Annotated in this window: 13 protein-coding genes; 1 reads left to right on the top strand and 12 read right to left on the bottom strand. The window is 49.6% G+C overall.

What is annotated here, in order from left to right:
- Positions 1 to 80 precede the first annotated feature (80 nt).
- The 5 genes from ACTHUG_RS10540 to ACTHUG_RS10520 all read right to left on the bottom strand — a co-directional run bounded on the left by ACTHUG_RS10540 (position 81) and on the right by ACTHUG_RS10520 (position 4,867).
- A complete protein-coding gene (locus ACTHUG_RS10540; RefSeq protein WP_440386633.1) occupies positions 81 to 1,016 on the bottom strand; it encodes a dihydroorotate oxidase in 936 nt (311 codons plus the stop codon).
- 265 nt (positions 1,017 to 1,281) lie between these two features.
- On the bottom strand, positions 1,282 to 1,953 hold the full coding sequence (locus tag ACTHUG_RS10535) for a hypothetical protein (protein WP_440386634.1): 672 nt from the start codon (positions 1,951 to 1,953) through the stop codon (positions 1,282 to 1,284).
- 265 nt (positions 1,954 to 2,218) lie between these two features.
- A complete protein-coding gene (locus ACTHUG_RS10530) occupies positions 2,219 to 3,400 on the bottom strand; it encodes an aspartate aminotransferase family protein (RefSeq protein WP_440386635.1) in 1,182 nt (393 codons plus the stop codon).
- Between the two features lie 112 nt (positions 3,401 to 3,512).
- Positions 3,513 to 4,457, bottom strand: coding sequence for a class I SAM-dependent methyltransferase (locus tag ACTHUG_RS10525; protein ID WP_440386636.1), 945 nt, complete (start codon positions 4,455 to 4,457; stop codon positions 3,513 to 3,515).
- A gap of 14 nt (positions 4,458 to 4,471) precedes the next feature.
- Positions 4,472 to 4,867 carry a glycosyl transferase gene (locus ACTHUG_RS10520; protein WP_070849955.1) on the bottom strand — a complete coding sequence of 132 codons (396 nt, stop codon included), beginning with the start codon at positions 4,865 to 4,867 and terminating at the stop codon, positions 4,472 to 4,474.
- A gap of 340 nt (positions 4,868 to 5,207) precedes the next feature.
- Between ACTHUG_RS10520 and ACTHUG_RS10515 the strand changes: the two genes are divergently transcribed.
- On the top strand, positions 5,208 to 6,617 hold the full coding sequence (locus ACTHUG_RS10515) for a DEAD/DEAH box helicase (protein WP_440386638.1): 1,410 nt from the start codon (positions 5,208 to 5,210) through the stop codon (positions 6,615 to 6,617).
- Positions 6,618 to 6,742: 125 nt separating this feature from the next.
- Here ACTHUG_RS10515 and leuB read toward each other — a convergent pair whose 3' ends face one another.
- The 7 genes from leuB to leuC form a co-directional block, all read right to left on the bottom strand.
- A complete protein-coding gene (gene leuB, locus ACTHUG_RS10510) occupies positions 6,743 to 7,813 on the bottom strand; it encodes a 3-isopropylmalate dehydrogenase (protein ID WP_440386639.1) in 1,071 nt (356 codons plus the stop codon).
- A 66-nt stretch (positions 7,814 to 7,879) separates the two neighbouring features.
- Positions 7,880 to 8,743, bottom strand: coding sequence for a DUF1444 family protein (locus ACTHUG_RS10505; protein WP_440386640.1), 864 nt, complete (start codon positions 8,741 to 8,743; stop codon positions 7,880 to 7,882).
- A gap of 38 nt (positions 8,744 to 8,781) precedes the next feature.
- The gene (locus ACTHUG_RS10500) at positions 8,782 to 9,243 is read right to left on the bottom strand and encodes a YhcH/YjgK/YiaL family protein (protein ID WP_440386641.1); all 462 of its coding nucleotides are present in this window, start codon (positions 9,241 to 9,243) and stop codon (positions 8,782 to 8,784) included.
- Positions 9,244 to 9,307: 64 nt separating this feature from the next.
- Positions 9,308 to 9,949 carry a 3-isopropylmalate dehydratase small subunit gene (gene leuD, locus ACTHUG_RS10495; protein WP_049322418.1) on the bottom strand — a complete coding sequence of 214 codons (642 nt, stop codon included), beginning with the start codon at positions 9,947 to 9,949 and terminating at the stop codon, positions 9,308 to 9,310.
- A 45-nt stretch (positions 9,950 to 9,994) separates the two neighbouring features.
- Complete coding sequence (locus ACTHUG_RS10490; RefSeq protein WP_003686332.1) at positions 9,995 to 10,360, bottom strand: VOC family protein; 366 nt, start codon at positions 10,358 to 10,360, stop codon at positions 9,995 to 9,997.
- 113 nt (positions 10,361 to 10,473) lie between these two features.
- Entirely contained in the window at positions 10,474 to 10,728 is a 255-nt protein-coding gene (locus ACTHUG_RS10485; protein WP_222571518.1) for a hypothetical protein, read from the bottom strand.
- A 125-nt stretch (positions 10,729 to 10,853) separates the two neighbouring features.
- The gene (leuC, locus tag ACTHUG_RS10480; protein ID WP_188212001.1) at positions 10,854 to 12,263 is read right to left on the bottom strand and encodes a 3-isopropylmalate dehydratase large subunit; all 1,410 of its coding nucleotides are present in this window, start codon (positions 12,261 to 12,263) and stop codon (positions 10,854 to 10,856) included.
- Positions 12,264 to 12,396: the final 133 nt, after the last annotated feature.

Raw genomic sequence — 12,396 nt, 5'->3', positions numbered from 1 at the left:
GACGGGTAATGTGGGGAGCAATTATACAACAAGGCCGTCTGAAATTTTCAGACGGCCTTGGGCGTTTTTTAGCGTAAACCTTATGCCAAATATTTCAATTTGCCTTTGAAGTCTTCCAGTTTTTCGTAGCCTTTTTGCGCCATGATGGCTTTTAATTCAAGGGAAATCCGTTCGAAAATGCCTACGCCTTGCTGGTGTAGCGCCGTGCCGATCTGCACCATGCTTGCGCCGCACAAGATGTGTTCAAACGCATCACGGCCGCTATAAATGCCGCCTGTCCCGATGATTTGGATAGACGGATCCAGTCTTTGATAGAACGCGTGGACATTGGCAAGAGCGGTCGGTTTGATGTATTGGCCGCCTATGCCGCCGAAGCCGTTTTTCGGGCGGATCACGACGGATTCGTCTTCGATATACATGCCGTTGCCGATGGAGTTGACACAGTTGACGAATTTTAGGGGATGACGGTTGAACAATTCCGCCGCTTGATCGAAATGGACGATATCGAAATATGGCGGTAATTTGATGCCTAAAGGTTTATCGAAGTAGCTGAAGGCTTCGCTCAAAATACACTCGGTGGTTTCAAAGTCATAGGCGATTTGCGGCTTGCCGGGGACATTTGGGCAGGAAAGATTGAGTTCGGTAATGCCGTTGAATCCGCTGTTTTGCACTTTTTTTAACAACATATGCGTTTCATCGGGCGATATACCGACCAGCGAGAGGAAAAAAGCCCTTTCCGGACGAGCCTCTTGGAGTGAAAGCAGGTAATCCAGATAGTAATCAATGCCTTGGTTTGGCAGGCCCATCGAATTAATGCTGCCGAGAGGGACATCATGATAGCGCGGGTCGGGGTTGCCTTGACGGGAGGCAAGCGTTGCGGTCTTGGTAACGAAAGTGCCTGCCGAAGATTGTCTGACGGCTTCCAATTCCTCAACAGTCATACACGCCACGCCTGCTGCGTTCATCAGGCAGTTGTCAAAGGAAAAACCGGCGATTTGGGTTTTCAACGATACCATCTCCTGCTCCTTTTCTTCGTAAAATCAAATTGTTTGCCAAGCGTAGCACGAAGAGGCAGTACGATTTTTAACAAACATCAAATGACAGGGAATGTAGGAATATGTTGTTTTATAGAATAAAGTAAAGACGTAAAAAGGTCGTCTGAAAGCAAGGTTTCAACAAAGTTAAAACCTAAATGTTTTTCAGACAACCTCTATCAAGACAAACATGGCTGTCTCAATCAAATAAAGTCAGTCGGCCATTAGTTTCCAACTGACCAAGCTATCAACGCTTTTTGAAGCTTTTCAGAGTACCGTCATTGTTAAATTCAAATTCGTATTCCGCACGATCGGTTTTGAGGAAACCGGTGATCCACTCTTTCTTACCGGTCGATACGAACAAGGAGTAATACACATGAGGCAAGTCTGTTTCTTTGGCTTCTACTTCTTTGGCTTTTTCACCGTAGGCTTGAGCGATTTTCGCGATATCGGCAAATTTGATTTCATCCAACGGGAAAACGTTGTCTTTCATATTTCCGTTGCCGGAAATGCGGACAGGTTGAGGCTCGCTCCATTTACCGTCTTCAAATTCGTAGTGGTCGATATTTTCGGGTTTGTTAGGGTCTTGAATTTCCACGGTAATGCGCGGACGTTTGCCACCGTAGAAATGGATGTTTTGGAAAATATTGAGTGGTTTGCCACCGAATTGCGGCAGTGCTTTCAGCGCATCTTCAGCAGCTTGCAGAGCGGTCGCATCCGCCAAGAAATTGCCTGAAGAAACCACAGGTTTTACCTCAGGTTTTGCTTCTTCAGCAGGTTTTTCAGTATCTTTAGGGGCTTCTGCCGTATTACCTGCAGCAGCTTTTACAGGCTCATCGGAAGCCTGTTTGTTTTTATCACCACAAGCAGTCAAACTCAATGCAGCAGCGGTTACGAGGGCAAGCCATTTCATTTTCATTTATCAATCCTAACTTTGAAAATATGCGACATTGCATATATTTCACATTATAACAAACAAAGAAAAAATGTGTGAAAAATTAATAAGTTTTGTATTATGGCTGATATTTTCGAAGTTAATAATAAGTTTTATTTTGAATCTTTTATATGCTTGTTTTCATACTGGTCTCAGGCAAGAATCCAAGAGTTTGAACACTTTTATGAATAAGAAAGGTCAGCGGATTGGGATTTGAAGTGCAATAACCTTAGCTCATTATCTTGCTAGGTTAGGCTGTCCACTCTTTTAACGCCGCTTCAAAACGTTTCAAGCCTTCGGCCATATCTTCATCGTTCAGCAGCAGGCTGGGGGCGAAGCGCACGACATTGGCGCCGGCAACCAGTACCATCAGGCCGTGTTTCAAAGCGGCGGCGGTGATTTCCGATGCCTTGGCTGCGTATTCGTCTGCCAACACGCAGCCAAGCAGCAAGCCCATGCCGCGGACTTCTTTAAATACGCCGGTCTTTTCTCCTATTTCACGCAAGGCCGTCTGAAGTTTTTGGCCTTGTTTTTCAACGTGTGCCAATGTTTCGGGCGCATTGATGATGTCAAACGCACGGCTGCCGACCGCGCATGCCATCGGATTGCCGCCAAAGGTTGAACCATGTGTTCCAGGGCCGAAGGTTGGGGCGATTTTATCAGTGGTCAGTATCGCGCCAATCGGGAAGCCGCAACCCAAGGCTTTGGCAGAGCTGATGATGTCGGGTGTGATGCCGTAATGCTCGTAGGCAAACAGTTTGCCTGTATGGCCCATGCCGGTTTGTACTTCGTCCAAAATCAGCAAGGCGCCGTGTTTGTCGCACAAACGGCGCGCGGCTTGCAGGTATTCTTTAGTGGCAGGCAGAATGCCGCTTTCACCTTGAATCGGCTCGATAATCACGGCACAGGTTTTATCGCCGACGGCGGCTTCCAATGCGGCAATATCATTAAATGGAACATGGGTAATATCTGACGGCAGCGGCGCGTAGTCTTTGCTGTATTTGGGCTGGCCGCCGACGGATACGGTAAACAGGGTGCGGCCATGGAAGCTGTTGAGGCAGGAGATGATTTCGGTTTTGTGTTCGCCAAAATGATCGCGAGCGTATTTGCGCGCCAGTTTCAGCGCAGCTTCATTGGCTTCTGCGCCGGAGTTGCAGAAAAATACTTTGTCGGCGAAGGTGTTTTCGACCAATTTTTTGGCCAATTCTTGCGCCGGTTGGGTAGTATAGATATTAGAAATGTGCCAAAGTTTTTGTGATTGTTCGGCCAAGGCTGCGACCAAATCGGGATGGCAATGGCCCAGCGCGTTTACTGCAATACCGCCTGACAGGTCAATGTATTCTCGTCCTTCGGTATCCCAAACCCGGCTGCCGAGCGCGCGTTCCGGAATCATGGGGGCGAATGAGAAATTGGGCGTCAGGTAGTTTTGCATGTTCTTTTCCTTTTGATATTGTCAACAATTTCTTGAATTATGCGCCTATTGGTTGAGAGATTCAATATGGCAATCAGGCCATCTGAAAACTGGATTTCAGACGGCCTGAAGCTTATTTATGCTTGATTTCCCAGCATTGATGGATTTTTTTGTTGCGGAAATCATCGGGAACGGACTGCTTGGAAATATCTTTGACGGCGTATTGTTCCGCGACCGAATCGTCCAACACAAAGCTGCGCAGGTTGTTGGAGAAATACAGAATGCCGTCTGAAGCGAGCAGGCTCATTGCGCCGTCAATCAGCTTTTTGTGGTCGCGCTGGATGTCGAGGATATCGAGCATCTTTTTGCTGTTGGAAAAGCTGGGCGGATCCATGACGATCAGGTCGAACTGTTTGCCTTCGGCGGCGGCATTTTGCAGATATTGGAACACGTCGGCGCGGACGATTTTATGTTGTTCGGTGTCGATGCCGTTGAGTTCGAAATTGCGTTTCGCCCAATCGAGATAAGTGTTGGACAAATCGACGGTTTCACTGGATACCGCGCCGCCGGTGGCGGCATAGACGGTGAAGCTGCCGGTGTAGGAAAACAGGTTGAGGAAGTGTTTGCCCGCTGCGGTTTCGCCGACTTTTTTGCGCGTGTTGCGGTGGTCGAGAAAGAGGCCGGTGTCGAGGTATTTGTCGAGGTTGACCCAAAACTTGCGGCCGTTTTCGTTAATGACGAAATCGTCGCCGGTTTTGCCGGTTTTCTCGTATTGCTGTAAGCCTTTTTGGCGTTCGCGACGTTTGAGGTGGATTTGTTCGGGCGCAAAACCGGTCACAAAACCGATGGCTTCCAATACATCGGCAAGCCATGCTTCGTATTCTTCGGGCTGCATCAGCCAGCCGGTATCATATTCCTGAAGATGGATTTGGTCGCCGTAAACATCGACGGCAAAGGGAAATTGGGGAATATCGCGGTCGTAAATGCGCCAGGCTTCGATATTGTTGCGTTTGGCCCATTTCATAAGATGTTTGATGTTTTTGCCCAAGCGGTTGGCAAAGGGGGTAATGTCGGTCATGGTTTCAGACGGCCTTATTGGGGAAGTTTCCAGAATTGATCAGCAGGGACGTAGGCGTGGCGGTCAAGCATATAGAGAATTGTATCGTCAGGCGCAACCATGGTGGCGCGGTCAGTCTTGCCTTTAAAGGGGAACACGATTCGTGCTTCTGAGGCGTTTTTGATGTCGATACCGTAGCTGGTTCTGCCGCTTTCTAGTTTGTATTGGTTTTGAGTGTATTCGTAAACGGTTTCTTTGCCTTTTTCGTCTTTGACGGTAAAGCTTTTTTCGGCAAAGGTGATTTCGGCTTTGCTACCGTCGGACGCAACGGCCTTCCATTCGCCGCGATAACTCTCCGATCCGCTGCACGCGCCGATCAACAGGGCGGTAGCAAGTGCAGGTAATAAGGCGGCGGTTTTGAAAAACTTCATGTCGGCTTCATCCGTGCTGATTCAATAAAACGGCATTATAGCTTGATTTTGCAGTTGCAGCCTGTTTTGCTTGACCTGGGCAGTTTTCTCCTTTATTATCCGCCGTTCGCCTTTTGATACGAAGCCATCGTCTTCCAACCTAAACCGCCGTTCCGGGCGCGTTTCTTTTATTGCTTACTTATTGGCAAAGCCTTTTCTGTGCAGGTTGTCGTCGATGTTAACCACAAGCAAGATGCTTGCGACAACCCTGTAACTTCACATTTCCCGTATCGTTACTTTCCTTTGCTTCAGGTCGTCTGAAATTGTTCAGGCGTGCGCGTTGTTGTCTCTTAGGATAGATATGTCTATTAAATTTGCCGATTTGAACCTTGATAAAAACATTTTGTCTGCCGTACGCAGCGAGGGTTATGAAAGCCCGACCCCGATTCAGGCGCAAGCGATTCCGTTTGCTTTGGACGGCCGCGATATTATGGCTTCGGCACAAACCGGTTCAGGCAAAACCGCAGCCTTCTTGCTGCCGACTTTGCAAAAACTGACCAAGCGCAGCGAAAAACCGGGCAAAGGCCCGCGCGCATTGGTGTTGACGCCGACCCGCGAACTGGCGGCTCAAGTGGAAAAAAATGCGCTGGCGTATGCCAAAAATATGCGTTGGTTCCGCACCGTCAGCATTGTCGGCGGCGCATCTTTCGGCTACCAAACCCGCGCCTTGAGCAAACCGGTCGACCTGATTGTCGCTACGCCGGGCCGTCTGATGGACTTGATGCAAAGCGGCAAAGTTGATTTCGCCCGTTTGGAAGTGCTGATTCTGGACGAAGCCGACCGTATGTTGGACATGGGTTTTATCGACGACATCGAAACCATCGTCGAAGCCACCCCGACCGACCGTCAGACTTTGTTATTCTCCGCCACTTGGGACGGCGCAGTCGGCAAACTGGCGCGCAAACTAACCAAAGACCCTGAAATCATCGAAGTCGAGCGTGTGGACGACCAAGGCAAAATCGAAGAGCAACTGCTGTACTGCGACGATATGCGCCACAAGAACCGTCTGCTCGACCACATCTTGCGCGATGCCAATATCGACCAATGCGTGATTTTTACGTCCACTAAAGCCATGACCGAAGTCATCGCCGACGATTTGTACGAAAAAGGTTTTGCCGCCAACTGTCTGCACGGCGATATGCCGCAAGGCTGGCGCAACCGCACGCTGATGGACTTGCGCAAAGGTCGCTGCAAAATTTTGGTTGCCACCGACGTCGCTGCACGCGGTATCGACGTACCGACCATTACCCACGTTATCAACTACGATCTGCCGAAACAGGCGGAAGACTACGTCCACCGCATCGGCCGTACCGGTCGCGCAGGCCGTACCGGTATTGCGATTACTTTTGCCGAAGTGAACGAATACGTCAAAGTACACAAAATCGAAAAATACATCGGCCGTAAATTGCCTGAACTGACCATCGAAGGTATGGAGCCGACACGCAAACGTAAATCCGCAGGCGGCAAGCCGAAAGGCAAAGGCGGCTGGGGCGATCGTAAATCCGGCGGCTGGCGCGGTGATAAGAAACCGGGCAAAGAAGGCTTCGGCGGCAAATCACGCGGCGAAGGCCATAAAAAAGACGGTTTCAAAAAAGATGGCTTTAAGAAAGACGGTTTCAAGAAGTCTGACGGTTTCAAAAAAGGCGGCGAAGGTTTTAAAGGCAAACGTAAGGCTAACGACGGCTTTGGCGGCAAACATAAAAAAGGTTGATTGCTTCAATATTAAGGCCGTCTGAATAAGACGAAAGGGCGTGTGAAGACACGCCTTTTTTATGGTTTCGAGTTTTCGCATATAAAAAAGCGTGGGATTGGTCCCACGCTTTTTCAGACGGCCTCTTACAAAGCGGCCAATACGGCATCGCCCATTTCGGAGCAGAAAACCAGTTTGGTACCTTCTTCGTAAATATCGCCGGTACGCAAGCCTTGTTGCAGTACTTTTTGTACGGCGTTTTCAACTTGTTGCGCGCGTGTTTCGTCGTTCAGGCTGTAACGCAGCAGCATGGCAAGAGACAATACGGTCGCCAGCGGATTGGCTTTGTTTTGACCGGCGATGTCGGGTGCGGAGCCGTGAGACGGTTCGTACAGGCCTTTGCCGTTTTCGTCCAATGAAGCGGAAGGCAGCATACCGATGGAGCCGGTCAGCATGGAGGCCTCGTCAGAGAGGATGTCGCCGAAGATGTTGCCGGTGGCAATCACGTCAAATTGTTTGGGCGCACGTACCAACTGCATGGCGGCGTTGTCCACGTACATATGGGAAAGCTCGACATCAGGGTATTGTTTGCCGATTTCTTCAAAAATTTCGCGCCACAGTTCGGTGGTTTCCAAAACGTTGGCTTTGCCTACGGAGCAGACTTTTTTGCTGCGTTTTTGGGCGGATTGGAAGGCAACATGGGCAATACGGCGGATTTCGCTTTCGCTGTATTTCATGGTGTTATAGCCTTCGCGTTCGCCGTTTTCCAAAACACGGATGCCGCGCGGCTCGCCAAAGTAAATATCGCCGGTCAGTTCGCGTACGATAAGGATGTCGAGGCCGGCTACGATTTCCGGTTTCAGAGTGGAAGCGTTGGCCAGCTCGGGATAAAGGATGGCAGGGCGCAGGTTGGCAAACAGATTCAAGTCTTTACGGATGGCCAACAAGCCGCGCTCAGGGCGCAACGGACGGTCGAGATTGTCGTATTGAGGAGAACCAACTGCACCAAGCAGGACCGCATCGGCTTTGCGGCAAAGGTTTTGCGTGAATTCTGGATAAGGATGGCCGTATTCGTCATAGGCTTCGCCGCCCAAAGGCGCATATTCGTAGCTGACATCCAAACCTTGTTCGATGAGTTTGTCGAGTACACGGACGGTTTCTGCAACGATTTCAGGGCCGATGCCGTCGCCGCGCAAGATAGCGATATGTTTGGTCATTTCGGATTTCCTTATGGGAAGGTTTTAGGTAAAGGGCAGGTCGCCTGTTTTTCAGACGGCCTTAAATCAATTTGCTCTGAAAACGCTGATTGTACCATTATGGTACTGGTAAAGCTGGGTAGAAATCGCGTAGGCAGAGTCTTCAAATGCCTGCAGGGCAATATTCGCCATCGCCTGTAAAGCTTCTTCATCGGACGGGCTGCAAACGAGCAGGGCGTTGCGTGCCGGGACTGCAAAAACGGGGTTGGCCGGCAGCATAGGATCGTCTTTAAGTACTGCGTCCAAAAGCAAAATCAGGGAAGCATCATAGTCGTTGTCCAAATGGATTTGGGTCAATGACCAACCTTCGGCATGATGAATTTGGACACGTCCATTCATCCGTTGGCGCAAATTATCCATGGCGGTACGATACAAGGCGTCTTCATCTTCAATACCGGCCTCTTTCATATGCTCACGATTAAGCGTATGCATGGATTCTTCCGTATCCACCATATAAAGCAACATGATATCGCCTGCAATCGGTTTGTATACCAGGTAATCGGCAGGCTCGTCTTCGTCCGTATTTGTAATCAGTCTGACGTTTTCCAGATAAATCGTATTTTTAATCGTCGGAAGAATTTGTTGTGCTGAAACACTGGCATCAGTGTCTTGAATCTTATCGATAACCGCTAAATTGGCAGCAACAATAGCTTCCAAGGCCTCGGGATTCTGCAGATAACTTGTGTAATGGTTGCTCAAATATGTGCTGAACGATGCTTCATCATCTTCGGACAACTGGACGATGATAGGCGAAGAAGCAATGTTTTCGCCCCAGTCGATTTTCGCCTCAAGATCCAATTCTTCTTGGATACGACGGGCAAAGTATTCGACAAATTCCTGCCAAGTCATTAATTTAGGTTTGGAGCGGAACAACCTGCTGAAAAAAGACATATTGTGTCCTGGATAAGGAAATAAGGCCGTCTGAAAAATTATAGGCATTCGGTTTCAACACGGATTTTAAAAACAACTTTGCGTATGTTTGCTCTGTCGCCGACCAATGGGGCATGCGCATCATTCGGGAAAAATAGCGCAAATTCGCCGGGCTCCAAGGTCAACCAAGTTTCCGGCTCGCAGTCGAAAAACTCAATATCGCGCTTTTCGTTGTAGCCCAAACCGTTTTTCAGACGGCTTCTGTCTATCCAGCCATATGTTTCGCTGCCATCAATCGGTGTTTGAATATCAATGTGTTTTAAGTGCGCTTCAGGCCGGGCTTCGCCTTGAGTCCTCATCGGCTCGCTGCCGATAAAAATACGGATATTGGGATTTTCGCACGGCAATTGGCCGTCCGGCAGCTTGGCAAAATCTAGGGTCTGCAACAGATGGAAGGCCTCGGCAAAGTCAGGATGCAGTGCGGCGTAGCGGGCGGCGTTGGCGATGGTGTCGGTAATCATAATATATTTGTGTAGATTAAAGGCCGTCTGAAACGCTTAAATTTTTCAGACGGCCTTTTGTATATCAACCGTTAAACAGCCAAGGCTGGCTTTGGCGGCGTTTTTCTTCGAAATCGCGGATTTCGTCGGCGTGTTGAAGGGTCAGGCCGATTTCGTCCAAGCCGTTTAAGAGGCAGTGTTTGCGGTGTTCGGTAATGTCGAATGTGAATGTTTCGCCGCTAGGGGTGGTCAGGGTTTGTTCGGCAAGGTCGATGGAGAGTTGATAGCCTTCGTTGGCTTCAACTTCTTTGAAAAGCTGGTCAACCTGTTCTTCGGTCAAAACGATGGGTAAAAGGCCGTTTTTGTAGCAGTTGTTGAAGAAGATGTCGGCAAAGCTAGGGGCAATGATGGCGCGGAAGCCGTAGTCGTCCAATGCCCAAGGGGCGTGTTCGCGTGAAGAGCCGCAGCCGAAGTTTTTGCGCGTCAACAGGATTTGCGCGCCTTGATAGCGTGGTTGGTTCAGGGAGAAATCGGGGTTCAGCGGGCGTTTGCTGTTATCCATGCCCGGTTCGCCGTGGTCGAGGTAACGCCATTCGTCAAAGGCATTAGGGCCGAAGCCGCTGCGTTTGATGGATTTTAAAAATTGTTTGGGGATGATGGCGTCGGTATCGACATTGCTGCGGTCGAGCGGGGCGACGATGGCGGTAATTTTGGTAAAGGCTTTCATGTCAGATTCTTATAGTAATAATGGGAAATTTTATGGCTATTCGGGTTAGCGTGTGCTGTGCAAACCGATTCGGTTGCCTTCTGTATCTTCGATAAATGCGGCAAAGCCATTGGCAATGCGAAATTTCTCTTGTAACAGTTTGCCGCCTGCTGCAACGGCTTTTTCTGCGGTTTCGGCACAATCCGGGCAATTGAAGAAAATGGTTGTTCCACCGTGGCCGGGTTGGGCATTGCTGTCGTGCCAAATCATGCCCGCCGTGCCGTGTTGTGTGTAATCGGCCGGAAAAATGATGAAACGGAATCCGTTGCCGCCAACGTCTTGCAGGGGCTTGTCGAATACGGATTCGTAAAATGCTTTGGCTCGATCCAAATCATGAGCGTGAATACCAAACCAGCTTGACGGATTACTCATTGTTTCTTCCTTTGCTTGGAATCGTGAAACTGTCTGAACAAATAAAAAGTAATAATAAGGTATCAGGCCGTCTGAAACGGAGTCAGGAGCTTCAGACGGCCCACCTTACCAAATTATTCGGTAGCTGCTTCAATTTTGTTGCCGACATGGCTGACGCCGCGGCCTACTGCATTGCCGCCTTTTTTAACGGCTTCTTCAGTTTTATCAGCTACGCGTTCAGCGGTTTCTTTGGTTTTGTCGGCTACACGTTCTGCAGTTTCTTTGGTTTTATCCCAGTTGCGGTTGGTGTCTTCTTTTGCGCCGAACCAAGTGCTGGAACAAGCGGTCAGGATGAAGGCTGCGGCAGCCAATGCAAACAGTTTTTTCATAGTAGATTCCTTTCAAGGTATCGATTGATTGAGAAGGTTTTCAAACGTTTTGCGCAATGGGAAAACTTAATTGGGCAATGTATTGTTTCAGACGGCCTGATAAATAAAGGCCGTCTGAACATGTTTTAAGCCATAGTGCGGATGTCGGTAAAACGGCCGGTTACCGCGGCTGCGGCTGCCATAGCCGGGCTGACGAGATGGGTGCGTCCGCCATTGCCTTGACGGCCTTCGAAGTTACGGTTGGAAGTGGAGGCGCAACGTTGTCCCGGGGTCAGGCGGTCGGCATTCATGGCGAGGCACATCGAGCAGCCCGGTTCGCGCCATTCGAAGCCGGCATCGATAAAAATTTTGTCCAAACCTTCTTTTTCGGCTTGTTCTTTAACCAAGCCGGAGCCGGGAACGATTAACACGCGTTGTACATTGTCCGCTTTTTTGCGGCCTTTGGCGATAGCGGCGGCTTCACGCAAATCTTCGATACGGCTGTTGGTACAAGAACCGATAAAGACGATATCGACAGGGATTTCGTTCAATGGCGTACCCGCTTCCAAGCCCATGTATTCAAGGGCGCGTTCCATGCCGCTGCGTTTGACCGGATCGGTTTCTTCGGCAGGGTTTGGCACTTTGCCGTTGATGTCCAAAACCATTTCGGGCGATGTACCCCAGGTTACTTGAGGCTCGATGTCTTCGGCTTTGAAGTGGTATTCTTTATCAAAAACTGCGCCTTCGTCAGACACCAGCGTGCGCCAGTATTCGACGGCTTTGTCCCATGCTTCGCCTTTAGGTGCGAAAGGTTTGCCTTTTACATAGTCGATGGTGGTTTGGTCGACGGCAACCATGCCTGAGCGCGCACCGGCTTCAATCGCCATATTGCACAAGGTCATGCGGCCTTCCATAGAAAGGCTGCGGATGGCTTCGCCGCCAAACTCGATGGCGTAACCTGTACCGCCGGCCGTACCGATTTGGCCGATGATATAAAGCGCTACGTCTTTAGCGGTAACACCGGGTTTCAGACGGCCTTCAACTGAAATCAGCATGGATTTGGATTTTTTTGCGGTAATGCACTGGGTTGCCATGGTATGTTCGACTTCGGAAGTACCGATACCGTGAGCCAATGCACCGAATGCGCCGTGGGTGGAGGTGTGCGAGTCGCCGCAAACGACGGTCATGCCGGGCAGGGTGGCACCTTGTTCCGGGCCCATAACGTGCACAATGCCTTGGCCTTTATCCATGAATGGGAAGTAGGCGAGTGCGCCAAACTCTTTGATGTTTTTGTCCAAAGTATCGACTTGCAGTTTGGAAATCGGGTCTTGGATGCCTTTGTCCCAGTCGCCGGTCGGGGTGTTGTGGTCAGCTGTGGAGACTACGCTGTCGATACGCCAGAGTTTGCGGCCGGCCATTTTCAAGCCTTCAAATGCCTGCGGGCTGGTAACTTCGTGAACCAAATGACGGTCGATGTAAAGCAGGACAGTGCCGTCTTCTTCTTCGCGGACGACGTGGCTGTTCCAAAGTTTATCGTAAAGGGTTTGTGCGCTCATGATGAGTTTCTTTGCTAATTGGTAAGTATGAATGATGGTTTGTGTTTATGGGCGGATTTTAGGCTTTTTATAGGGGCTGTGCAATAGAAATTTGTCCAATTTTTAAAATTTGTTGTAAAGTTTCAAAATTTCT

The organism is Neisseria sp. P0022.S009, from assembly GCF_051956675.1.
GTDB lineage: Bacteria > Pseudomonadota > Gammaproteobacteria > Burkholderiales > Neisseriaceae > Neisseria.
This window is presented reverse-complemented; position numbering and strand designations above follow the sequence as displayed.